Raw genomic sequence first — 26,021 nt, forward strand, 5'->3', positions numbered from 1 at the left:
GTTTACGTTTACACTTTAAAAACATGTACCTGCTGTTGTAATCGAGAAGCAAGCGATGCAAGCTCTTGGCTCGCTTGAGCATTTTGTTGTGAGCTTTCGCTGACCAGTGAAATACTGCTACTAAATTCATTAATATTACAACTGAGTTCATTAGCAACGGTCGTTTGTTCATCCGTTGCAGTAGATACTTGATTGTTCATATCGGCGATTTGTGCCATTTCTTGTGTTATTTCAATTAGCAACTGCGATGACCGTTCAGCAAATTCAACACTTTGCTTGGCGCTTTCATCGGCATTGCCCATTGCTGTAACTGCTTGCTGTGCCATTGATTGCAGTTTACTAATCATTTCATTGATACTGGCTGTCGCTTTTTGTGTATTGTGCGCAAGTTGCCTCACTTCATCGGCAACGACCGCAAAGCCGCGCCCTGATTCGCCAGCACGTGCCGCCTCAATTGCTGCATTTAATGCCAGTAAGTTTGTTTGTTCAGCAACACCTTGGATCATCATCACCACTTGGTTTATGTCGGTCGATTGGGTGTTAAGTTCATTGATTAGCTGCGTATTTGCATTAACGATATGTGACAAACGATTGATTGAATCAATGTTTTCTTGAACTGATTGCTGCCCCATTTTTGCTGTTTTGTCGGTGTGTGAGGCTTTTTCTGAAGTAGCAAGTGCGTTAGCTGCTACTTGCTCAATCGCACTACTCATTTGCGTAATTGCTGTTGCTATCATTGCAGATTGGTGCTCTTGTTCCGTGGCTGTACTGGCGACTTGATCACTAATTGAATTCATCTCTTCGGCCGCCGAAGACAGAGTGAGTGTTGCACTTGTTACGTCATTCACTAGCGTATGAATACGTTCCATCATGGCATTAAAATGGCTGGCTGCTTGGGCTATTTCATCGTTACCATGGGTTTTTGCTCTGAGCGTTAAATCTGCATTTTTAGAAATTGAGCCAATGGTTCCACTCAATGAAAGTAATGGATTATGAATCGAGCGATAAATCATAAAAGCGACAATTAGCAAAATAATGATGAGAATGATGACGGAGGCCGTCATGGCAATGCTGACTTTTTCAAAGCTTTTGTCTGCCGTGTTTTTAAACTTATAAGCCTCTGATAGTTGTAATTCAATTAACCCTTGATAACTCTCGCTAAGGGGATCGAATACAGCGTAGAGTCTTTTCACAAACTGATCGTCTGGAATTGACTTCAATTGATTATTTTTAACCGCAGTGAGAAGCGTATCGAGTTCTGATTTAACATTGTCTAAGTTCTTTTCAACATTGTTGACTAAGCGTTGCTCTTCGCTGGTGAGTTTAGTGCTTAAGTAGCTCTGCCATTTACTGTCTGCTAAGGATTCGGCTTCGTTTACAGACTGAAGAAATGCTGTTTTAGAAATTTGTTCTGCTCGGTATTTATGAAATAAATCGACAATACTTACGGCGTAATTGTCCGATACTGTTTTTATTTGTTCTAGCGGCACAACGCGATCGTCATACAAGCTGTCGATACCTTTTACCATGCTATGCATCATGGATATGGTAAAAATAGACGTGATCACAAAAATCGACACGGGTAACAGCGCTAACACAGCGAGTCGAGAACGAACAGAGTAGTTATTTAACATGATAAAATGAACTTTTATAGTGGCTTAATATTAAAGCTAATAAGAGAAACGTATTTAAGCAAGTTTTTGCAATAGTTTATAGTTATCTTTTGCTTGAATTTGTGCAAATAGTTGATTTACATCATTGTGTGTAACGTTACACATAAACGCTTGAGTCTATAACAGCTTATTTTTCTGTGAGTGTAATTATTAAGTTTTAAATAATAATGAAGCCCGAATATTAAATCGGGCTTCATTTTAAAGGGGGTATTATTAGTGACCTCGGTTGGGCATTTGTCGTGGCATTTGTTTAGGTAAATTACGACGCATTTGTTGCCTTTGCATGCCAAGTTGGCGAGCACGGTTAGCTTGATTTAGTTGTTGCATGCGATTTGTTTGCTGAGTATGTGATTGCTGGCGCTGCTGTAAAGTGTGTTTAGCTTTACTCTTATCAATGGTTTGCAATTTATTCTGCACATGTTGTCGGTCAGTATTTTGTATGCGGTCTTTAATCTGCTGTTGTTTATCGCTAGGTACATCTTGCCACTTATCTGAAACACGTTGTTGCCACTTTCCGTCGTCATGTTTCAGTACATTCCCATTTCGATCGGCAAATATATTGTTTGCTTTATCGCGCTGGCTGATGGCTGTTTTTAAATCGCGCTTTACCTGCGTTTTTGAGGCTAGGCGTGTTTTTATTTGACCGCGTTTATAAATATTATGAAGCGGGCGTTTGTTGTTAAGGTTATTTAATTTATTGCCAATATTAACGTTATTGCCAATGTTTATATCACCGGTATTAATGACTACGGGGCCTCGGTAGCCGCCGCCATACCAACCATTACAGCAGTGATAAGGACGGTAATGTGTGGGCCAACCTAAATCCCAATTCATTCCTAAGCTTAAAAAACCATTGCTCCAACTTACGCCGAACGACCAGCCAGTCCAGTTGTTATAGCCAATATTAAAGCCCCATGTTGACGGCCTAGGGTAATAGTAACCACCTCCCCAATATGGTGGGTAATACCACCCAGTGCCATAAACAGGCGCGCCGTAATAAGGATAAGACCATACATAACCCGGGTAGTAACCTGTGTACACAACGTCTGGGGTTGATTCATAAATCTCGACATAGGTAAGGTTATAAACGGGTGAACTGGGTGGGATTTTGGCGATTTCATTTTTTGGAATGCTGTCAGCCACTAACCACGGCCCTTGCGCTGAATCAGCTTTAAACCATACTGCGTTATCGACAGCATAATATTTTCCTTTTATTTGCAGCACTTGTGCATCGGTATTGATGGCGTACGACACGTTAGTTCCTGGAATGCGCTCAAATTTAGGCTTACCATCATAGTACACGGTCAAACGCGCGTCTTTACGACTGATCGCTGCTGTTTGTGGCACTTTTGCATCAAGCACCGCTTCATTTGCCTCTTCGGTGCCAGCAACAGAGTCACGTAAGCCACCAAGGTCTGATTCTGGTGGGATATTTGCGAAGCTTTGAGGCAGCTCGTTTGCTCGTACAAATGTCCAAGGGCCAGTGTGTTGTTGCGCCCTAAACCAACGTCCAGAAAGCAATACATACATGTTATTGGTTTGCATTTCTCTTAGCCACGGAGTTTCTGTATTAAACACGTACATTAATTCTCCACCACTTAGGCTCTTCCATTTGGCTTCGCCATCGGTTACTACAAGCTCAGTGGGCTTGGTAGCAACAACAATCTCAGGCGGGGATGAAAGTGATGATGTACTTGTGTTTTTGGGGAGCATGTTTGCTAAATCAGCAGGCACAGATTGGGTATGTTTATAAGGGCCTTTTGCTTGTTTTGCCTGATACCAAAAGTGCCCATCGGTTAGGTAAAGCGATTTGTTTTTTGTATCTTTAATAACGGTCATCGCTGTATTTAATGCACGTTCATAGTGTGTGTCTTTGATAGCACTAAATTTAGGTTCACCGTCAAAGCTTAATAACACCGCAATTTTGTCTTTAAAAATAATGATCGGAGGGTCTGTTTTTAATTGCGCTAAGCTTTGCTCTGCAACTTCTGCGTTTTCTAAACTGGCAGTCAGTTGCGACAGTGAAGTATTAAATTGACTGGTTTTAATCGCTTGGTTTACGACGGTGGTAAAGGTTTGTTCTCCCGCATCTTTAGATTCTGGCCAACGCACATCAATGACGCTCATATCGCGTACGGTGACGCTATCGTTTTCTCTGTCGGTATCAATTTTTGCGGTAAACCAAAAAACACCAAATATGGGCTCTTTGTTTTGTGTAAATGACATGGCTGCTCTGGCAGTAAGGGCATTGCCAATTAACTTTTCTGGTTGCGGCTGATAAACAATCAAAGTGCCCTCAGTCGTATGCACTTTTTGAGGCCACTCAATCGCACTGCTAGGAAAGCAGTATATTACACTGCTAAATAAGATGAATAATTTGAAAAAACGATAAAAAGGCGCGTCATGTTTCATGTTCAATCCTTGTCGAATACACGTCAAATAAGTGTAGCTCAGCAAGAAAAAACTGCGTTAAATTTGTTCCGTTTATCGCACAATTATATCAACAATGCTGAGCAACAAATTGCGCCCCCGCATCGACCCCCATGTCATAGCCCGCTGATAATTTTGCAAATGACTTTGTTGTTCGCCCAACAGCAAACTGTGGCGGTGGGGCAATGATATTTATGTTGCAGTCATTAGGTGGGTTCATAATAAAATCAATGCTTTGATTATAGTTATTTGCTCGGCGCAACGTTGCTTCAGCAAGGGCGGGCGTGTCTTTGTATAACCGCTTAACGAGCCAAGGGGCTTTTGCAGGTTTCTTTTTATAACCCAGCGGTTGCGATAAAACGACCGTGATATCTTTATTACCCATTTCATATGCTTTTTGCACGGGGATTGAGTCTGCAACACCGCCGTCGGTCAGTTGAATATCATTAATAACGGGGTAGTGCCGATAGGCAATGGGTAAGGCGCATGACGCTTTAAGTTGCTCTTCCATTAATTGAGCATTTGCTTTTAAATACTCTGCGTGACCGGTTTTGATATTGGTTGCGACAATGTAAAACTCACTCGCTTGATTATTGAATGTATCTAAATCGAGGCGTATATCCCGAATAGTTTCTTGCCACAACCAATCTAAATCAAACAGGTGGCCGCCTTTAGCAAAACGGATAAAATTTATAAATTCGGGGCGACATGAATAATCGGTGATTACCGCATGGTTTCGTTTATATTGTGAGCATAAATACGCGGCGATATTGGTAGCGCCAGCAGACACGCCATAACACTGTTGAAACGGCTGATAGCTGGCTTTTAAAAAAGCATCTAGTACGCCTGTGGCAAAAATACCACGCATTGCGCCGCCTTCTACAACCAGCGCTTTGTTCTGTGTCATTGTATTCCATTTCCCTTGTAATCGTGTTTACTAAACCATAGCAAACACGATTACAAAACAAAATAGAGTTTTGGCTCTAAGTGTTAAATTGCTTCAACCCAGAGCACGCCTACTTGCTTTTCTGTTACTTTAACAGTACTACCTGCTGCAATAGGGGTATGGCTTTTAAGCTGCCATTGGATACCAGAGTATGGATGTGTCGTTAAACCTCTGTCATCAACATCTGAATTAATAACAAAGGTGATGTCGGCAAAGTCATTGTGCAATGGTTTAGTGTCTGTTTTATCTTGCAAACGTTTGAGTGGTTGCCAAAGCACCACGGCAAAACCAAGGGTAAACACAATATTGCTCCACAGTGCAGTAGTGTAGTTGCTATCAAGCAAGCCAATATTCATCAGTAGACCACTGGCAAATAAAGACAAACCTAAAAAAAGTAACACATAGGTGCTCATTCCAAGCACTGCAACTTCAATAATTAGCGCAAGCACACCTAAAATCATCAGTGTTTCGGCTAAATAAGTATCTAAAAATGCCATAGGGAAACCTAACTTTTTTGTTTTTGGTTCAAAGAGTTAATAATAGACATGCCTTGTGCTACTAATGAACTGGCATCGGTGCCGCTATCAGGGAGTAATACCACTGATGATTCACGCGCAATAGCTTCTTTTGCCGCAATGGCTTTGGTTGCAAGATCAAGCTGAATTGCTTTTTGACCTTGCTCGGTATCGGCTGCTTCACCAACCTTGCGCAATGCATCTGCTTGGGCTTCTGCTACTGCAATAATGGCTTTTGCTTCACCTTCGGCTCGTAATATTTGCTCTGCTTTATCGGCTTCTGCGGCGAGAACTTGCGCTTGTTTTTTACCTTCTGCAACGTTGATATTTGCTTGTCTATCACCTTCAGACTCTAATATTTGTGCACGTTTTACACGTTCAGCTTTCATTTGAGCTTCCATTGCTTCCATAACGGATTGAGGAGGAACAATATCTTTAATTTCGTAGCGTAAAACCTGAATACCCCAAGGCTCCGCAGCTTGGTTAATGGCTGATACGATATTGGTGTTTAATAGGTCGCGCTCTTCAAATGTTTTATCAAGCTCCATTTTACCAAGCTCAGAACGCATTGTTGTTTGTGAAAGCTGAGTTACTGCGAACACATAATCATCTACGCCATAGGTTGCTTTGTAGGGGTCTAACACTCGGAAATACAATACGCCATCGACAATCAATGAAATATTATCCTTCGTGATAGCTGACTGTGAAGGTACATCTTGTGCTTGTTCTTTTAAACTACGATCAGCGGCTATGCGGTCAATAAATGGCACAATAAAGTTAAGGCCGGCTTCTTTTGTTGATTGGTATTTACCAAACCGTTCTATTAACCAAGCACGGTTTTGAGGCACGAATTTAACGCTACTTTTCAAGAGCACTAAAATGAAAATTAGAATAAAAACTTCGACATTCAATAGTAAATCGAAAATTTGCGATAGGGGATCCATGTACTTTCCTTAGAGACTGTTAATGTTATTTTTTTCCAATAACTACATTATCACTGGGAAGCATGTCGCGCCATAAATTTGTTAAATGAACAGCCAGCACCCACACTCAGTTGTGAGTGGCTGGCTGTTGAGGGAGTATTAAACGTTTTTTATGAGCCGTGCTTGTTTATTGCTATGGGCGCTAAATAGGTAACAAAAAATATACCCTGTTAGAAACATAAATAAGCTGTATGTCGCACCGGGTATGGCCATCGTGGGATTATTTATGAGGGTGCTAGCAATTAAAATAGCAAGCGTTCCATTTTGCAATCCAACTTCGATTGCAATACTCATTTGCTGCGGCTGCGATAATCCGGATATTTTGGCAAAGAACAGCCCTAGCATCAGTGTGGTTAGGTTTAAGGTAAGTGTAGCAAGGCCGCTGGTGGCAAAAAAACTAAACATTAGATCAGCATTTTTATGAATAATTGCCACGACAATAATGACTAAAAATACGCTCGAAAGTCGGCGAATTAATGGTTCAATTTTACTGCTAAGGTGGGGTTTAAGGTTGTTGAATAGCATACCAACAGTGACGGGCAATAAGGTAATAGCCAGCATTTGTATAATCGTTTTTACTATTGGTAACGTGAATTCATTCCCCGGCACACTAAATGATGACATAGCAAAGTGTACAATAAACGGCAAAGTAAAGGGGGATATAAAGGTTGCTAAAGTGGTTAAACTAATCGATAGGGCCAGGTCACCTTTAAATAGATAAGTATATAAATTAGATGTTACGCCGCCTGGACAACATGCGACTAAAATTAAGCCAATCGCAAGTTCAGAAGGAAGCTTTAAACCCATGGCAAGTAAAAAAGCCACCATAGGGAGTAATAACATTTGGCATGTTAGGCCTAAAATCAGTGCTTTGGGGCTTAAGAATAAAGCCCCAAAATCCTTCTTTTTGAGTCCTAAGCCCATACCAAACATAATGATAAACAGTGCTAATGGCAGCACTACTTTAGTCAAAATATCTATTTGCATGGTATGCCCTTATTGGTCGTAACCTGGACTTTTAGAATCTAATAAGCGCAGCAGAGCAGGCCAAGCAATTGCACCGCCAAGTCCTTTAGTTGCGATTTCTGTTTGTCCTTTTATGCCATCAACAATGACTTTAGGAACCTGTACTAAGTGTTCAGTATTTTGGGTCGTACGGGTTTGAACAGCGCAGGCCGCTTCAAATATATACATAAACAAAAAGGCGTCGGCAACTGTGCTGCCCACGGTTAACAAGCCGTGATTACGCAACATTAAAAAGTGATTGTTACCTAAATCATTGACCAAGCGACTTTGCTCCGCGGGATTAAGTGCTATTCCTTCATAATCGTGATAACTGAGACCTGAGTGAACAACCACAGCTTGCTGTGATATGGGCAGTAAGCCGTCTTTATTCGCAGACACTGCTGTGCCATTTAATGAGTGAGTGTGAATAACGCAATGAGCATCTTCACGTGCCATATGTATACAACTGTGAATATTAAAGCCTGCAGGGTTAACGGGGTATTCACTGTCGTGCAGCTTATTACATTGTTGATCAACTTTTATTAAGCTTGATGCTGTGATTTCGTGAAACATCATGCCATAGGGGTTTATTAAAAACTCGTTTTCAGTACCTGGTACGCGCATTGATATATGCGTAAAAATTAGGTCATCCCAACCATATAAAGCAACGAGGCGGTAGGCAGCTGCAAGTTCTACACGTGCATGCCATTCTTGTTCTGAGACTGAATGTTTCATGGTCATGATGATTTCCTAAAATGGCACTTTACGAACGATAATGTCTTTAAACATAACCCAATCACCTATAAAGCTATAAAAAGGATGCGTAAAAGTGGCAGGGCGGTTTTTTTCAAAAAAGAAATGACCAATCCAAGCAAACCCATATCCAACAACAGGGCATAACAGCAACCAACTATAGTGTTGTTGGTATAAAGCAGCGAACAAAATAGCTAACACCAACCAGCTACCAACGAAGTGTAAGCGTCGGCAGACTTTATTTTTATGCTCTTGAAGATAATAGGGATAAAACTCTTTGAAACTTGTGAATTCACGTTTACTGGCTACAGTGCCCATAATACTTTCTCCATTGTTAATTACAGGTTAACAATAGGCTTTTATTTTTTAAATTACTTGATAATATGGGTCATTGAATTGTTTTTTTAGGACAGTGTGTGCGTACTCTTTCAAGCTGGTGGTTACGGGCTATGGCCGAGTCTTTTAAATGGCAAGGCTTACCAATTAACGAGTTATTTGAAAACGCGAATATTCGACTCACTGATCTGAGCAGTCAAAGTGCTCGGTATCCGCAAGCTCATGTCAGTTTGCTTTGGAAGCAAGCGCAAGCCATGTTGCCAAACACACACTTAGGCGTATATGTTGGTAGCAATATGAACGTACGCGCTATCCCTGTTGTGGGAATGGCTATTATTCAATCAACACAGTTACTCAGTGCGTTTAGACTTATATTGCGTTATCAAAAACTGATGGGAGATACTCATAATGTGTCGCTAATTGATCATGGTGATGAGTATGAGCTGCGCTTTAACTTTAGTGACGGCGAGCGCGATATGTCATTATTAAGTTACGAAGCCCCCATGGCTTTTTGTTTAAAAATAGCCCGTACAGTGAAGGGTAAAGACTGGTGTCCAACGCGTATTTGTTTACAGCGTAAAGAGCCTAACGCTGAAATCAACGAACACTTTAATTGCCCGATTGAATACGCTGCGAAAACACATAGTTTGTTTTTTAGCGAGCAAGTACAAAGCCAGGTACTTTTATCGAGTAATATAAAGTTAGCATCACAAAGTACAGTAACTCAGATTTTGCGTATTCTGTTGGAAGAGCATTTAATTCAAGGTCAGTTTAGTTGTGCTGTGCTCGCTAAAGCATTGAATATGAGTGAAAAAACATTACAACGTCGGTTAGCTAAGGAAGGCACTAATTTTAGCAAAGAATTGGCGTTACTCAGAAAGCAAAAAAGTGTGTCTTTACTGACAGAAACGGATTTATCACTGACTGAAATAGCTTTTTTATGTGGTTATTCTGAGCTAAGTGCATTTCATCATGCTTTTAACCGCTGGTATGGTGTGTCGCCTAAAGTGTACCGAGAGCAAATGATAGCCCTTGCTTAATAAGAAAATAGGTTATTAGTTTACTGAAGATAATTTACGTAATAACAATTGTAAAAATATAAATAGTAATTGCTTAACAAAGGGTTATTGCCTAAAATCACTCCTAAGACGCAAGGATGATCTTAACTATTTAATTTACATATAAAGTCTGAGGTCTACTCACATGCGTAACTTGTCACTTCGCACCATTTTTATAAGCTTTGTTTTCTGTACTTTGCTTATTGTTACAACGATAAGTGCATTGATAAATACAAGCCAATTTTCAAAACTGTATTATCAGCAAACAGAAACCCAATTGTTACCTGATGCGGTGGGTAAAGTTGCAGCGCAAATTGATGCACAAATGCGCTACCCTATTTCAGTATCTCAGTCATTTGCCGAAAACTTGATGTTACATCAGTGGATGAGTGAGGGAGAAAAAAACTCAAATATCCATCATCGTGTTATGGATTATTTTGCTGATTTAAAAGTTAAAAGTGGCGCCTCTTCTGTCTTTTGGGTTAGTCGCAATACCCTAAGTTATTACACTCAGGCAGGTTTTTTTAAAGCTGTTTCGGCAAACGAACCACGCGATAACTGGTTTTTCGATTTCCTAAGCTCTAATGAACGTCAGGCACTTGCATTAGATGTTAGTGAAGAAGGAGGGCAACTTACACTTTATGTAAATACTTTAGTGCAAATTAATGGTGAAAAAGTGGGGGTTGCAGGCCTTGGGTATGACATTTCAGACATATCGAGCATTGTGACGTCACGCAAAATAGGTGAACATGGTTATTTATTTTTGATAGATGATAGTAACCGTGTTATTGCGCATGAGAATAATTCTTACATTGGTAAACAAGTATCAAATATTAATGAATTGAGTTCATTTAAAAATATTACGAATGCTAACAAAAGCAGCTTTACACTTTCGCAAATTAAACTTGATGGCAATGATGTTTACGCCGGTTTGATGCCCATTTCAGGCATGGGTCTAACGTTGGTTGCGATACAGCCAAAAGACGAAATTTCATCGGCTATAAATGCAGTGGTTATCATGTCAATCATTGTTAGTATTGTCCTTGCCGCAATTTTCCTCGTACTAACTCTGTACTTTGCTAATTGGTTGAGCGCAAAAATTCGTGGTGTGGGTGATGAACTGCTCGAAATGTCTGGTCAAGGTGGTGACTTACATAAGCGCCTAGACGACAGCGTTGATAATGAATTGGGACACCTTGCTAAAGGTTTTAATGCAATCATAGGAAAAGTGGCTGAGCTAGTTGATGAAATTAGCATAACGGAAGAAGCGATGCGTAAAGGGATTGATGATCTAGCCGTTTCAGCTGATAAAACGTTTGCAGCTACCGATGATCAAAAAGCGCAAACCGATCAAGTCGCAACGGCTATCACTGAAATGGGGCAAACTATCAATGAGGTCTCTGATATTGCTCATCGGACTGCAAGCGATACAGAAGAAGCGGTTAAAGAAACGGCTGAGACCACTCAAAGTATGGCAATCACAGCTAAGACCATGACAGAACTGAATAATATTTTAATGGATGTCGATAAAAGTATCGGTGAGTTCGCAGCTCAAGCAGCTGAAATTAACTCGGTAGTAGAAGTAATTAATGCAATTTCTGAGCAAACTAACTTGTTGGCATTGAATGCTGCTATTGAAGCTGCAAGAGCGGGAGAGCAGGGTAGAGGGTTTGCTGTCGTTGCAGATGAAGTTCGTTCACTTGCACAGCGCACACAAAACTCAACATCTGAAATTCGTGAGCAAGTGTCTCGATTGCAAAGCTCTTCGCTACAATCGCAAGAGGCGATAGCCCAAGGTACGTTGAGTAGTCAAAAAGTAACAGAGTTGACTCAGGTTGCGTTGTCATCTTTGCAAGCTATTCAACATAAATTTGAAATGATTAGTCAAGGCAACCATCAAGTTGCCGCAGCAACAGAAGAACAAGGCACAGTTGTTGAGCATATAAACCAATCTGCTCATGAAATTTCAGGGAGTGCAACTGAGATTCATAATAACGCTCAACAGCAACAACTAGGCACACAAAGTTTGTTATCGCGAGCTCAGCATCTAAAAGGTTTGGTTAGTCAGTTTAGAGTGTAATTTGTAAGGTAGTTGAGAATTTCAGCACAGTTTAAAGTGCGCTTATCTAATCAACTGAATTATACGATATAGAATATTAATCGAAGCGGGTTACTCTTAGCCCATTTCGATTCTATTTCGACCATTTTGTTTGGCTTTGTACAATGCTTTATCGGTTATATCGAGCACGGAATCTGCTGTTGTCTGTTTATCGGGTGTGCATGTATAAATGCCAAAACTCATGGTTAACAAAGGATCTATGTTCGAGCTTGGGTGTGCAATAGCGGCCTTCTTAATTGCTTTTTGCAGTTTTTGGCAGAATGTCAGGGCATGCTGGCTATTGGTTGCAGATAAAACGATGGCAAATTCTTCACCCCCGTACCGTGCGGCTAAATCACCTTCACGTTGGCACTGTTTTGCTAAAATACTTGCAACGTCTTTTAATGCTAAATCACCTTGTTGATGACCAAGTGAGTCGTTATAAAGCTTAAACGCATCAATATCACAAAGGATTAAACTCAGTGGTAAATCGCTTCGAGCACAACGATTGAGCTCTTGTTGGAGTACAAGGTCGAGCTGCCGGCGGTTTGCGATGTTTGTTAAGCTATCAATGTGAGCTTGTTGATGCAGCTCTTTATTCGCGGCAATCAGCAATTGCTGAGTGTGCTCAAGTTTATGTTTGTATTGCCAGCTTTTTAACGCGTTGGCGATCATGTCGCCCACTAATTTGATCCGCAATAAGTCTGTTTGCGACCACTGGCGTGCTTGTTTTACGCAATCACAGCCTATAAAGCCAAACAGTGTTTGCTCACTTACTAAGCCAATACATAATACTGATTGAATGCCTTCATTGGTAAACTCGGCTTTTTCGGCCGCAGCTTCATCGGGCAGCTCAGCGGTATTAGATGCATTAAATACATGACGAGTTTGCATTTGCTGAAAAAAGTAAGGCAGGGAGTCGCGTGGAATATTTTGTAAGTGCTCCTTAAAAGGAACAATGTCCGTATTTACCCACTCGTAAGTGTTACTCATTGATAAGCCATCATCACTAAACTCAAATATATAGGTGCGATCAGCTTGGCAATTTAAGCCAATGGTTTTTAGCGCTTTTCCTATTTGCTTATCCATACTTTCGTTTTGAATATCGATAAGTTCTGTGGAAATTTGTGAAATTAGCTCATCAAAGTCTTGCCTTTGATCGTGGCTTTTAAATGTCCGAGGTTCACAAATAGTAATAAATAAAGACTGACTGAGTGAAGCAAATTTGAAATCAAGTAACTTAAGCGTATTGTTTTTACTGTTTGCCAGCGTAATACTCAGTGGTTTGCTTTTTTGTGCGCAAGGTAAAAAATCATCGTAGGATAACAGACGGCTCGAGTGTGTATCGCTTAGGCTTAAGTGATCAACATTTAAATCGTGTAAATTAGCGTATTCTTCAACTGAGAATAACGATTGCGCAAGTGAATTAAAATAAAAGCGATTCTGCTCTTCATTAAACATGATTATTGCGAGCGGCAGAGCCGATAACGTTTGCCATGTTTGCTCACTTGAACCCATCGTACACTTTACCCTATATAAACGAACAGCATAAGTTTACATATTTTAACAAATAATTGATATAAAATTTTCCTTTCAGGTCCTCTGAAAGCCATAAATTAGTTTAATAGGTAGGATGAATTAAGTTTTTAGTGCGTTTAAAGGCGTCACGTATTACAATTGAGACTGTATATCATTACTTTTTATCCAGCGAATAGGTTACTCTCTTCTTCATGACAGATATTACAACACACCAAGCATCAAGACGCCGTTTATTGATCGCGCTAGCCATAACCTGCTCGTTTATGGTTATTCAGATCATTGGCGCCTATTATTCAAATTCGCTTGCTGTTCTTGCTGATGCTGGGCATCTGTTTGTTCATAACAGTTCATTATTTATAGCTTTGATAGCTTCAAGCATGGCAATTTATTTTGCAAAAAACTTTAATGATGGCTATCAACGAGCTGAACTAACAGGTGGGTTGATCAATGGTATTTTATATTTAAGTATCAGTTTAGTGATTCTATACGAAGGTGGAGAGCGATACTTTCATCACAGTGATGGCCATGAGTTACACATCAATAGTTACCTAATGTCTGTAATATCGGCGATAGGCTTTCTGTTTCATGGTGCAGCAGCATGGGTACTGTATAAAGGCCGAAAAGCCAGTATTAATGTGTATGCAGTATTTTTGCATTCATTTTTTGATTTGATTTCAACCGTTTCTACGTTCTTTGCGGGTATTCTGATTTATTTAACAGGGTGGGCAGAGGTCGACATTATTTCGAGCATGTTGATTGCCATGTTTGTATTATTCACGGGTGTCAAAGTTATTAGTCGGTGTTTAAAAGGTCTATTTGAAAACAGCGGAAAGCTCCCAGACGTAAATGAAATAGAGCAAAGTATTGCGTCAGTTGAACATGTTGAAAATGTTCATAATGTGACCGTGGTTCGCCAAGACAAAGAGTTAGTTGTAGGGGCTCACGTGGTTTTAAAGCAACATTGCACTGTTGAAAAACATGATGAAGCTTGCCGCTTAAAGGTCGAAAAGCTATTACTGTCTCGTTTTAAAGTCGCAAAAAGCGTGCTACAAATTGAAAGCCATGAATGCCACCATGATATACCATTCCGCAAAAATACTTAATCATTTTGAGTGATTAAACCAGTCGCTACCTGCGTTAAAAATTTCTGATTTAGAACAACTAAATAACTAAATTTTTGCCTTGTTATCAACGCGGTTTTTTCAGCTCTAAAGAGCTCATTTAATCAAGCAAATTGGGTATTACAGTTTGTTTAGGCGTTCGACAATACTTTGAATAGTCTGCTGTGCAATCAGTTCATCGGCTAACATGGGTTTAGCAAAATAATAACCTTGCAGGTCATTACAGCCCATATTTCTTAAAAAGTTTATTTGGTCGAGAGTTTCCACCCCTTCAGCAATACAATATAAGCCAAGGTTTGATGAGAGTGCATGAATAGTACGAATGATTGATTCGTTGCTTTTATCTAAGCCAATGTTGCGTACGAAGCTCTGATCTATCTTAATCACATCAATAGGGAACTGGCTTAAGTAAGTCAGTGATGAGTAACCCGTACCAAAATCATCTAAAAGAAGTTTAAACCCGGCATTTTTTAGCATTTTTAATTGTTTTGATGCTTTTTCTTTATCTTCGAGTAGTGTGCTTTCTGTTATTTCAAGTCGTAACTGAACAGGTTTAATTAAATGATTGCTCAGAATCATGAGTAATCGCTCAGTTAAGTTAGACTTTAAAATGTGCATTGGCGACAAGTTCAACGACAAGTAAAAGTGCGGGTTTGCGCGAAGCAGTGGCAATAACTCAGTCAGAGCGCGATCGAGTGCTTGTTCAGTTAATAATTCTATTAAACCAATTTCTTCTGCAATGGGAATAAATTCAGCAGGCGAAACAAACCCTTGCTCGTTTCTCCATCGCATTAATAATTCAGCCCCATGTATTTCTTTCGTTTTCGCATTAACGATAGGCTGATAATTATTAAATAACTCATCATCTTTAAAGGCATCTTTTAACGCGTTTTCGAGCAACAGTTTTTTTGTCAGCTGATTATTCATTTGCTCGGTAAAGTACTTAAAGTTATTTCTGCCAGATTGTTTCGCATGCATCATTGCTATATCAGAATTACGAATTAAGTCGTCAGCCGTTTTGGCATCAAATGGGTAGAGTGCAACCCCGATACTGGCTGAAATATTAATAGAAAAGTCATCGATAATTACTTTGCTCGCGAGCTCTTCGGTTAGCTTTTTAACCAGTTCACTCAGACTTTGAGGAGAATGTAGATCTTTGACCAACACTAAGAATTCGTCACCACTTTGGCGGCCAATAACAGCGTTTTCAGGCAAAATTAAGCTTACGCGTTGAGTAATATTACACAGTAATTGGTCACCCACAGCGTGACCAAATGAATCATTAACCGGTTTAAACTTATCAAGGTCGATAAACAACAGTGCTGCTAATTTGTTACGTTTTTTAGAGCTATTGATACAACTATTAATTTTAGAGTGCATTAATGTGCGATTAGGAAGCCCTGTTAAAGGATCGTAATTTGCTAAGTAGCGAAGTTCATCTTCAGCTCGTTTTTGCTCTGTTAAATCTGAAATAACAATAACATAATAGTTAATGCTTTGGCTGTCTTTGGCCACCGCAGTGACACTGATGTGCACTGGATGAGCAGGGCTTTTTAGTGTGCGAATATAGGCTTCTGTTTTCCAGTTTTGTTTAGGTTTAAGTGTTTTTAGTACATTTAAGTATTCGAGATAATGAGATTTGCCAATCGCACCGATAAAGTCTTTAACTGTTAACTCGGTAATATTTTTAGGTGTTGAAAAGGCTTCGCTAAAGCTCGTATTTGCTGAAAACGGTTTAAGTTGGCTATCTAAAATAAGTAACCAATCGTTAATTTGACTAAAGGCCTCACCTAGCACAGCTGCTTGTTGTGCATTGGCTCTTTGCTCTGTGATATTGGTGTAAATACCTGAAATTTTTAACGGCTTATTATCATCATCTGTTTCAACAACACGGCCAACATCTTGGTACCAAAGCCACTCTCCATTTTTGTGCTTTAATCGGTATGTTACATTCCATTGTTCATTATTTAATTGTTTAGAAAATGATTCCCATTGGCTGATAACTAATCGGCGGTCAAGAGGGTGAATAAGTTGTATGAAATCTGCAATGGGCAGACTGTCTTTAAATTCACTGTAGCCAAGCTCCACTGCACAGCGGCTATTAAAAAAGGTTTGCTCGGCCAAGTTAGCCTCCCATACGCCACTTTTATTACTGCTTAAAGCTAATTCAGTTTGTTGTTGAGACTTTAATACTTCATCGTGCGCTTTACGAATCGCTTTTTGACGGGCTTGATATTGCCAGAAAATAAAAAACAAAATGGCCAGTGTTATCATCGTATAACAGGTATAAGCAAGGGGGGATGACCACGTTGCATAGGCAACTTTAAAGCGTAATTGCCTACTTTCAGAAATAATATTATTAAGGTCAGACGCTGAAGAAACAGATAACGTATAATCGCCAGGAGGTAATTTTGTGAAAAACACTTTGTTTGTTGTTAGTCTGTCGTAATGAAGTGATGTAGGGCCTTCAAGCGTAACTTTGTACACCGTTTTGTCTTTATTTATAGTGTCAAAGTTAGAAAAATTGACCTCTAATCCCATATCATCAGCGGTCAGTTGTAGCGGATCATCGACGTATTTATAGGGATGATAATTTAATTCTCGAGAAAGCAAAGACACATTAGTAATTTCTGTTTTTACATTACCAGGCTCTACAGGTGACGATAAGAAATCTTCAGGAGACACAAGCAGTACACCGCGCGTAGATCCAAAAGCCAACTGGCCATTATGTAATGTTGCATCAGCATCGTAATTAAATTCATTAACGGCAAGGCCATCACGAATAAAGTAGCGGTCGAGTTCTAACGAACTTAAGTCTAAACGGTATAAGCCATTTTGAGAGCTCATCCATAAAAAGCCAAAGCGATCAATTTGCAAGCCAAAAATTGATTTAGCTTTTAAACCTGATTGCGTATTTATGCGGTATTTTACTTCATAGTTTTCGGCATCAAGACCTATCAGCCCTTCATCTGAAGAAGCTAGCCACAGTGTGTTGTTGTAATCAATAATCCAATCAGTGGTAACAAAGAAGGCCGATGGGTTATAGTTTTCGACTTGGTATAGTAATGTCAGCTTTTGTGTTTCTTCGTTATAGCGATAAAGCTTGCCCGACATACTCAATAAGTACTCATTAGGGTGGGTTGGCAATGGCTTTAGAAAACCATTTGCATTAATAATTTCAACTTGTTCTTTTAGGCCTTCTATAACGCGTAGTTCACCCGTTTTACCATCGTATCTATAAAAATCATTATCGTTAATAAATGCGAACTGATCGGGTCCAATCACGTGAAACCCCCAACTTGTATAAGTTGTTAAAATACGTACTGTTTCTTCATCACCTTTTAATGGAACCAGCTTGCCTGTGAGCTTATCGAAAAGGACTAACCCCATGTATCTCATAACCCACAAATAACGTTTTGTATCTTCGATTTCTGCTTCTGCAACGCCAAAAATACCATATTCACCGTGGAATGCTTTTTCGTCGGCACTTGTTAAATATGCTTGAGCTCGTTTGGTTAGTTGGTTGTATTTCATTAGACCATTATCGGTCCCGATCCAAATGGTGTGGTCTTTATCTTGTACAACAGACCATACATTATTGTTAAAGTTATTGGTGTCGTTTTTTAACTCTATATGCTTAAACCGTCTCGCTAGGGTGGACCATGTGAATACCCCTTGTGAGCGAGATGCTAGCCAGAGTAACCCTGTTTTATCAACCATCATGTCAGGGATGGTGTTGTCGGTCATGTTGAATTTACTTTGATCAAAGCGAAGAATATATTCAACTGACAGAGTTTGACGGTTGAATTCATATAACCCTTTTTCTGTAACTATATACTCACCAAAAGAGCTTGCCGAGTAGTCCCAAATATTTAGCTCAGGAATTAATAACTTAACGCTACCAAATGCGAACAAACGGTTGTTATCAAAGGGAATGGCATACATGCCCTCAACAGTGCCAACAAGTAACCCTAGCTGGGGATCTACACGCAATAATTTTACGTTTTTGTTGTCATCCGTGACTTTTTGTTTCTCTGTTAATGGAATATTTGAAATATGGTCATCGGCTAAGTTTTTAGAAAACAAGCCATTAGATGTACCCATATACAAAAAGTTATCATGTATGATGAGGGCTCGTACAATATGCTCTTCTTTGTTTATAGAAAACTCATGTAAGAACTTTTTTGATTGCTTGTGGTAAGAGTAAACGTGCTGAGCAATAGCAAAATAAAAATAACTATCGTCTTCTGTTAAAGCGAGTATAGGTGAGAAAAACGCGTCTTCTGGGTCGAGCTTTCCAGCGTAAATTTTTTCTACCTTGAGTGTTTTAGGATCGATAAAAAAAGCGCCCGAAAACTCGGTACTTACAAATATTCTTCCGTCGCGAGTTTTGGCTAACGTATTTATCTGGCGCTGATCGAGAATGTGTTCTCCTGCAAACGCCGCCATTTGGTAGCCATCATAACGGTTTAAGCCTTGGTAAGTACCAATCCAAATAAAGCCTAAATCATCTTGAATTACTTTCGTTACACTGCCTTGTGTGAGTCCTTCATCTGTTGAAATACGTTGCATTTGCAGTGCATAGTTTTGTGCATACGCGTTAGGAATAAGCGCTAAAAAAAGATAAATGAAAACAAAATGGAAATGTTTAGGCACTGACTGATTAACCCTAAATTATTATTTGCGCAAAACTTTTAACAAAATATAGCACAATTATGGATGTAATTGAGGCCCCTGAAAAGATAATTTAGTAAATAGTCACACGCGAAACATAAAATGAGTGTATGTGCTATAAATACCTTAGTTAAAGTACGTTAAGGAATGAAATGCGCCATTCGTTTATTTGCCAAAAAAAGCAGGCCATTCTATTAGTTATTGATGAACAAGCAGGGCTTGCTCCTGTCATTACAGACTTTGCCGTTGTTGTTGAAAATACATCAAAGTTATTAAAGACAGCGTCATTACTGGATATACCATTTATATTTACTGAACAAAATCCAAGCAAACTAGGGAGAACGAGTCCTGAGTTAAAGTCCTTTATCTGTAGCACGAATATGTATGAAAAAATGCATTTTAGTGCCTGTGTAGAGCCTGGGTTTATCCATATGCTAGCTGAGTATCAAAGACCGCAAATTGTTGTGACTGGGACTGAATCACATGTCTGTGTGTTACAAACAAGTCTTGATTTAATCGCGGCCGGTTATCAGGTGTTTGTTGTTGAAGATGCAATAGCATCGCGTAATAAACAGCATAAAGCATTAGCCATTAAACAATTGAGTGCAGCGGGTGCAATTGTTACCTGTGCTGAAAGCGTGTTATTTCAGTGGTTAGAAAAAGCGGGAACAACGCAGTTTAGAACTGTTTTACAGTTAATTAAGTGAACTATGTTGCAGGTTTCTTCGTAAGACGGAGTCTGCGTTTTATTTAGTGAATTAGTTTAATTTTTAAGGCTTTAGTTATGACCAGTGTTAGTCGCCTTTTTACCTATTTGTTCATCCTATTATTTTTAGAGTCATTAATTTTAGGGGTTGTGTTTTCTACTTTGCTATCTGGTGTGCTCACTGGCCTTATCTTGCTTTCACTGCCTTTATGGATGTTACACAAACACCCCGACAGCGCATTAACAGCGCACATAGTGGCTGCGGGTTGTATGATGTTTTCATTTTTACATATTCAACAAAGCTTTGGTCTCATAGAAGTTCATTTTGAAATTTTTATATTGATGGCTGTTCTTATCATGTTTGTTGAGTGGCGCGTGTTTATAACCGCTTTAGCGTTTGTAGCTGTTCATCATTTGAGCTTTTATTATTTGCAAATAAATGATGCGGGCGTTTATGTATTCGACCCAGACAGGCTGTTTTTTAGCACCGTACTTATCCACGCAGCCTACGCTATTGTTGAAGCAATTGTAGCGGGTTACATAGCCAAAACGTTACAACGAGAACGCAGCGCTGGCTTATCGTTAAGTAACACAACCGAACAAATCATGGCGAACGAAAATAGCATTAACATCGGCTTAAGAGCGGATGAAAGGCACAGTGAAGCTGTGGCAGGTTTTAATAGACTCTTAGGGTTTTTTTCGCGTGTTGTTGGCGATGTTAAAAGCCAAAGTAGTGTATTAAAAGATCAATCTAATCAACTTGTAAAAGTACATGATGAGTTGCATGAGCTTGCAACAAAGCGTGAGCGACTCTCTTTAGATATTGCTGAGTCTGGCGAGCGAGTAGCAGAGGGGTTTTCACAGGTTGAACATGAAAGTACAGAACTGCAAACACAGTTTAAACACTTACATTTAAGTGCAAAAGAAGCGTTAAATGAAGTTGCTAATACCGACAGTAAAACTGCTGAACTCGCAAATAATTTACATCAAGCCGATAAAAATATTTCTCAATTAGTCAGTGCTTGTAGCCATATATCTGACTTATTAAATGAAATTTCATCAATAGCAGAGCAGACAAATTTACTGGCACTTAATGCCGCAATTGAAGCTGCGCGGGCAGGTGAACAAGGAAGAGGCTTTGCCGTTGTTGCAGATGAAGTCAGAAATCTTGCCACACGGAGTAAAAATACCACAGATAAAATAACTCAAACTCTAGAAAGCCTGTTGCAAAACAGTGCCTCTTCTACGGATTCAATGCAAGGCAGTGTTGCACTTATAGAACAATTGACCGCAATTAGTTCGCAAATGAAACAACAGATTAGTGTTATGACAGAGCAAGTAAGCTTAGCTGCTACGAGCTCAGAATCAGTTGCTCATGTAGTACAAAGCCAAGCGGCAAACACGCGTGCAATTGCAGAAAACTCTCAAACACTGATTGAAAACCAAGCCAATGACAATGAAATGATTGAAAAATTAACTGAGCGCGTACAGTTAATTGACGTGAGTATCGATGTATTGGAGCAAGGTATTGCCAAATTTAAATAATGCCAAGTTAGGGATTGTAATTGCAGCGATAGGGTGGGTATTCGCGGTGGTATTCGCTTTGTACCTTGCTTATCAACAACAAGCACAGGTTTTTGATCCTGATAACAAAATGGCTCAAACTGATTGGTTGCAATCTTTTCACGCTACGATGGGTATAAAATCAAAGGGTATCGAGTTAACCCATGCCGATACACTCTATATTGTTGATGAGAACAGCTGTGTATGTTCAACCCGTTCACAGCCTCATATTCAGAGCTTGTCAGAATATGCTCTAAATAATGACATTCATGTTGTTAAATTAACGCCTACCCCAGCCCTTGCCAGACTCTTACCAGCACAACCTGCAGCTATCCTAGTATCAAAAGAGCAACAGCTTGTTTACGCCGGCCCATTATCAAAAGGTTTAGCATGCTCAAGCCAAAACGGCTTTGTGGAGCTAGTAATTGCAAACTTACGCGCAGGATTTAATAGTCGTTTTATTAACTCTGATGCCAAAGGCTGTTATTGCCAGATTAGTTGAGATAATGTCCGATAGTGAGTAATGCTTAGACAGTATTGAGCTAATTTATATGCAGGCACGATACTATGATCCAGTCATAGGTCGTTTTTATTCGAATGATCCTGTTGGGTTTACAGGTGAAGTCGATACTTTTAATAGATATTCATATGTTGGAAACAACCCTTACAAATACACAGATCCTGACGGTAAAGAAAAGTCATTTATAGAGTCATTACTCTCAACTGGTAATGGACCGGGAAGCCCTGCTCGACGTGATGCAGTGATGATGCAACAGTTCGCCAAAACTGGCGGAGATATGAGTAAGCAGGTTGCAGAAACCTATGCAGGAGCAGCCCTGATGGCGCTTCCAGGGCCTGAAGATGCGGCTATTGTCGCGGGTACTGCTGTAGCCAGTAAAGTGCCTGCTATGTTGGCGAGAGTTGTACCGAATGGTATACCACTAAACTCATTGGGAGCGCTGGGATCAAAAGATGTTTTTGTGACAGATGCAAAAGCACTAGAAGGGCTTTCTTCAAATGAAATTGCAGACGCTTTGACAATCCCACAAAGTTCAATTGGATTTAGTGTGATAGAGTTTCCTTCTAGCAGTGTTTCTGGAATTGCATCACCGATAGCGCGTGATAATCCCGGCTTTGTACAAGGTGGCCAGACCGCAGGAGGTGTTCCTGAATTTGTAATCCCTAACGGAAAATTACAAGAAAATGCAACAATTAGGCAGGTGGATTAGGCATGAATCTTAAAAAAGATGAAAACATATTAGTCGGTAAGCATATTTTTTTAAACGGAAAGGTTGTGGCAGATGAAACAGCACAGCGAATTGATTATCTAAAGAATAATGTAATGTCAGTAGTGGCTTATTCCCATGATGGATGGTCAACGTTACTACGTGATCCAAATGATGGGCGCCTCTGGGAACTAATCTATGATGACTCAAGCTCTCATGGCGGTGGAGCACCTAGCTTGATTTGCATAACACTGGATAATGCGAAAAATAAATACAAATTCAAGTAAGTGAATTAATAAATATCTAGGTCTTTTGCATCCAAAGCCTCGCACTCGCGGGGCTTTGTTTTTTCTGGCTTTGGTAGCTTGGGTTTGTATTCAAAGTTGGCTTAGTGGCTCATTGAAAAAATCCGTTTGGTGCCAAATTCAATTGGGTGATCTGCTCAGGTGAAAATCCGTGTCGAAGGAGTTCGAAGTCTTTTAATTGCACCTGTGCAACATCACCACTGCCGATCACATTATAGAAACTGCCACTTGCTGTAATGATTAATCTTTTGTTAGGAAAAATCTTTTCAATTTTTGACAAATTACTTAACTCTTTAATTTATATTAAATTAATTATAAAGATATACTTTAATTTGATAATTTAGGTTAATGGTCCAAAGTGATTGGAATGAGTTGGTCCAGTAACAGTGGATTCTTGACCTTCTTTGATTAGAATCCTTTCTCTAAATTCCTTAGCACTTTCTAAAAGAAAGGCCAAGCTATGCTTGGCCTTAATAGTAAGCAATGTAAAGATAAAGCCTTATTGAATTTGACCTCTTAACTCACCGCTTGGGTTTGCGGGAGTATGCACATTTACATAGTGTCCACCCATGGCGAGTACTGAGAAAATATCAGCATTTATCATCGTACCAGTGCTGGTCATCCAACGGTTCATATCGTTTTCATCTTGCTCTAGGGCAACAAGAACAGGGCCATTTTCACCTGCAACCCCTGTATGAATATGCGCGGCTGAGGCATCGCTCACACCGGAGGTTAAAACTTGCAGTTCAACGCTGTAATCAGTGGTGTTGACTAATGCATAGCCATCACCAAATGCGTCAGTCGTGACCGCTGGGACTTCTTGGGCTCCACTCAATGGGAAGGTAACAAATACATAGTTATCCGTTAAAATTTGACCACGCAGTTCACCGCTTGGGTGTGCTGGGGTATGAATATTAACGTAATGACCGCCCGACGCGAGAATTGCGAATATATCTGCATTAATCATGGTGTTTTCAGGTGTTTCCCATAGGTTAACGTTATCTGCAGATTGCGCCAGTGCTGCAAGCACCTCACCATTCATGCCAATACGGCCTGTATGAATATGGGCTGCTGTGGCATCGCTCACGCCTTGGGTGAGTGCTCGTAGCTCAAGGTGATAGTTATCCATATTGACAAGAGCATAACCGCTGCCCGACGCTGTAGTATCAACAGCGGGCACTTCTTGCATACCGCTTAAAGGAAAGGTCACAAGTTGGTAATTATCGGTTAGGATTTGTCCTCTAATTTCGCCACTTGCATTTGCTGGTGTATGAACATTGACATAGTGACCACCAGACGCAAGCACTGCGAATATATCTGCGTTAATCTGGGTGTTTTCAGGTGTCATCCATTTACTTGAATCGGTTGGTGATTGTTCAAGTGCAACAAGTACTTCGCCGTTTGTTCCAATTCGACCTGTGTGAATGTGAGCACCAGTCGCGTCATCAACACCGGTCGTGTTAACACGCAGCTCCAGATTATAATCATTCATGTTGACGAGTGCATACGCTTCGCCGCTGGCATCGCTGTCAACCGCTGGTACTTCTTGAGCACCATTTAATTTAAAGCTGGTAAATGCATAGTTACTAGTAAGAATTTGACCACGCAATTCGCCACCTGTGTTTGTTGGTGTGTGAACATTCACATAATGGCCGCCTGATGCTAGTACGGTAAAAATATCAGCGTTGATCATGGTGTTGCTGGGTGTCATCCATACATTTGGATCATCCATTGATTGTTCTAACGCGACTAACACATCGCCATTTTCACCAATTCGACCGGTGTGAATATGCGCTGCGCTTGCGTCATCTAAACCAGAAGTTATCACCGTGAGTTCCACACTGTAGTCAGTGGTGTCGACGAGGGCATAGCCATCACCTTCTGCTGTGGTGGTCACCATTGGGACTTCTTGAGAGCCGCTTAAATCAAAGGTAGCAACAGCGTAGTTATCTGTTAGTATTTGACCACGAATTTCACCGCCTGCAAATTCAGGTGTGTGTACATTGACATAATGCCCACCATCAAGCAGGACTGCTAACGTGTCACTGTCGATAGTGGTACCTTCTGGTACAACCCAATCAGTCATCACTTCATCGTCTTGTTCTAATGTGACAAACACATCACCATTAGAGCCTAACTTACCAGTGTGAATGTGAGCTGCTGTGGCGTCGTCTACACCCATGGTGACTGCTCGCAAGCGTAACTCTGTGCTTGCACTGTCGTACGAGGCGTATCCGTACCCCATGGCATCAGTGTCATTCATAGGTACTTGTTGGCTGCCGTTTAAGGCGAAAGTAATGATACTTGTTGTATCAGGAACGATTTGGGCGCGTAACTCGCCATTTGCAAATTCTTCGGTGTGAACATTGATATACCAATCACCATCCATTAAATCGGCTATTAAAGCTTCGTCAAGATCAGTAATAGCAACCTCGTACATGCCCTCACTTGTGGATTCAAAAGTGAATGCAACGTCGCCATTAGCACCTAAATCACCGTCATGAATATGAGCAGCACTAAACCCTTCGACTGCACTCGCATCAAGAGTTGCGCGGAACTGCATTAAGCTTTCATCTAGCTCTACGGTTGCTGTTGCTGTCTGCATAGAGGCATTCATAGGAACTTCTTGTTTACCGCTCAGCGTCACGGAATACGTTTTACTGGGGCTAAATTCCTGAACAGGAGGGGGAGTGATAATTTCTACGTTGTTGTCGTCGTCATCATCGCTGCATGCGCTGATGAACAATATACTGCTTAATAAGAGTAAATATCTCATCGTTGTTCCTTATATATTTTTTTATGTTCGGACGTTACGACGTGTCCATTTCAATTAGGAATACGGCGAGTAAATATAGAAGGATCAAAATAGTACAATAAAGTAAAAATAATAATGCTTTTTACTTAATTTTCATCAATGTCACACACTCACTTTATGAACGACATGCTGGCTTATCTCGGCGGATATAAAATTGTTTGCGTTAATGAACATATTGCTGGCATTGGATGATGAGCGGTACATAAATAATCATCGCCACAACGAACAAAAAAGATAAAAATTTTCACTGTTCAAAGTTGCAGCTAACCTAGTAA

The 26,021-nt window shown here is 40.2% G+C and carries 19 protein-coding genes; 8 read left to right on the plus strand and 11 right to left on the minus strand.

From position 1 onward, the window contains the following. Nucleotides 1–8: 8 nt before the first annotated feature. From H3302_RS18530 to H3302_RS18565, 8 genes are all read right to left on the minus strand, one after another. Nucleotides 9–1,634 (minus strand): methyl-accepting chemotaxis protein, encoded by a 1,626-nt coding sequence (locus H3302_RS18530; protein WP_065978983.1) that lies wholly within the window; start codon nt 1,632–1,634, stop codon nt 9–11. Nucleotides 1,635–1,886: 252 nt separating this feature from the next. Beyond that, entirely contained in the window at nt 1,887–4,085 is a 2,199-nt protein-coding gene (locus H3302_RS18535; RefSeq protein ID WP_182396484.1) for a carbohydrate-binding family V/XII, read from the minus strand. Between the two features lie 88 nt (nt 4,086–4,173). Next, a complete protein-coding gene (locus H3302_RS18540; RefSeq protein WP_036972231.1) occupies nt 4,174–5,010 on the minus strand; it encodes a patatin family protein in 837 nt (278 codons plus the stop codon). A gap of 83 nt (nt 5,011–5,093) precedes the next feature. Continuing rightward, nucleotides 5,094–5,546, minus strand: coding sequence for an NfeD family protein (locus tag H3302_RS18545; protein WP_036972229.1), 453 nt, complete (start codon nt 5,544–5,546; stop codon nt 5,094–5,096). 8 nt (nt 5,547–5,554) lie between these two features. Continuing rightward, entirely contained in the window at nt 5,555–6,508 is a 954-nt protein-coding gene (locus H3302_RS18550) for an SPFH domain-containing protein (protein WP_065978986.1), read from the minus strand. A gap of 138 nt (nt 6,509–6,646) precedes the next feature. Beyond that, nucleotides 6,647–7,534, minus strand: a complete 888-nt coding sequence (locus H3302_RS18555; protein ID WP_182396485.1) for a bile acid:sodium symporter family protein — start codon at nt 7,532–7,534, stop codon at nt 6,647–6,649. Nucleotides 7,535–7,543: 9 nt separating this feature from the next. Next, the gene (locus H3302_RS18560) at nt 7,544–8,299 is read right to left on the minus strand and encodes a class II aldolase/adducin family protein (RefSeq protein WP_259369931.1); all 756 of its coding nucleotides are present in this window, start codon (nt 8,297–8,299) and stop codon (nt 7,544–7,546) included. A 3-nt stretch (nt 8,300–8,302) separates the two neighbouring features. Continuing rightward, on the minus strand, nt 8,303–8,623 hold the full coding sequence (locus tag H3302_RS18565) for a DUF962 domain-containing protein (RefSeq protein ID WP_036972220.1): 321 nt from the start codon (nt 8,621–8,623) through the stop codon (nt 8,303–8,305). Nucleotides 8,624–8,721: 98 nt separating this feature from the next. Between H3302_RS18565 and H3302_RS18570 the strand changes: the two genes are divergently transcribed. Both H3302_RS18570 and H3302_RS18575 read left to right on the plus strand, forming a co-directional pair. Continuing rightward, nucleotides 8,722–9,681: an AraC family transcriptional regulator gene (locus H3302_RS18570; protein WP_162898063.1), complete on the plus strand. Its 960-nt coding sequence runs from the start codon at nt 8,722–8,724 to the stop codon at nt 9,679–9,681. 163 nt (nt 9,682–9,844) lie between these two features. Next, entirely contained in the window at nt 9,845–11,779 is a 1,935-nt protein-coding gene (locus H3302_RS18575; protein WP_036972216.1) for a methyl-accepting chemotaxis protein, read from the plus strand. A gap of 96 nt (nt 11,780–11,875) precedes the next feature. Here the strand turns inward: H3302_RS18575 and H3302_RS18580 are convergent, their stop codons facing one another. After that, a complete protein-coding gene (locus H3302_RS18580; RefSeq protein WP_065978990.1) occupies nt 11,876–13,315 on the minus strand; it encodes a diguanylate cyclase domain-containing protein in 1,440 nt (479 codons plus the stop codon). Between the two features lie 212 nt (nt 13,316–13,527). Here H3302_RS18580 and H3302_RS18585 point away from each other — a divergent pair, with 212 nt between their 5' ends. Beyond that, on the plus strand, nt 13,528–14,439 hold the full coding sequence (locus tag H3302_RS18585) for a cation diffusion facilitator family transporter (RefSeq protein ID WP_036972213.1): 912 nt from the start codon (nt 13,528–13,530) through the stop codon (nt 14,437–14,439). Nucleotides 14,440–14,577: 138 nt separating this feature from the next. Here the strand turns inward: H3302_RS18585 and H3302_RS18590 are convergent, their stop codons facing one another. Beyond that, a complete protein-coding gene (locus tag H3302_RS18590; protein ID WP_310735071.1) occupies nt 14,578–19,113 on the minus strand; it encodes an EAL domain-containing protein in 4,536 nt (1,511 codons plus the stop codon). A 170-nt stretch (nt 19,114–19,283) separates the two neighbouring features. On the opposite strand from H3302_RS18590, the gene H3302_RS18595 reads away from it, so the two are divergent. From H3302_RS18595 to H3302_RS18615, 5 genes are all read left to right on the plus strand, one after another. Further along, complete coding sequence (locus H3302_RS18595) at nt 19,284–19,838, plus strand: hydrolase (RefSeq protein WP_182396486.1); 555 nt, start codon at nt 19,284–19,286, stop codon at nt 19,836–19,838. A gap of 77 nt (nt 19,839–19,915) precedes the next feature. Then, nucleotides 19,916–21,382, plus strand: a complete 1,467-nt coding sequence (locus tag H3302_RS18600) for a methyl-accepting chemotaxis protein (protein ID WP_182396487.1) — start codon at nt 19,916–19,918, stop codon at nt 21,380–21,382. Continuing rightward, nucleotides 21,366–21,902: a DUF6436 domain-containing protein gene (locus tag H3302_RS18605; RefSeq protein ID WP_182396488.1), complete on the plus strand. Its 537-nt coding sequence runs from the start codon at nt 21,366–21,368 to the stop codon at nt 21,900–21,902. The genes H3302_RS18600 and H3302_RS18605 overlap by 17 nt, the downstream gene beginning before the upstream one ends. 49 nt (nt 21,903–21,951) lie before the next feature. After that, nucleotides 21,952–22,629, plus strand: coding sequence for a polymorphic toxin type 10 domain-containing protein (locus tag H3302_RS18610; RefSeq protein ID WP_182396489.1), 678 nt, complete (start codon nt 21,952–21,954; stop codon nt 22,627–22,629). A gap of 2 nt (nt 22,630–22,631) precedes the next feature. After that, nucleotides 22,632–22,913: an Imm27 family immunity protein gene (locus tag H3302_RS18615; protein WP_182396490.1), complete on the plus strand. Its 282-nt coding sequence runs from the start codon at nt 22,632–22,634 to the stop codon at nt 22,911–22,913. A gap of 517 nt (nt 22,914–23,430) precedes the next feature. On the opposite strand, the gene H3302_RS18620 is transcribed toward H3302_RS18615, so the two are convergent. Then, entirely contained in the window at nt 23,431–25,707 is a 2,277-nt protein-coding gene (locus H3302_RS18620) for a CHRD domain-containing protein (RefSeq protein WP_182396491.1), read from the minus strand. Nucleotides 25,708–26,021: the final 314 nt, after the last annotated feature.

Origin of the sequence: Pseudoalteromonas sp. MT33b (genome assembly GCF_014117385.1) — a bacterium.
GTDB lineage: Bacteria > Pseudomonadota > Gammaproteobacteria > Enterobacterales > Alteromonadaceae > Pseudoalteromonas > Pseudoalteromonas lipolytica.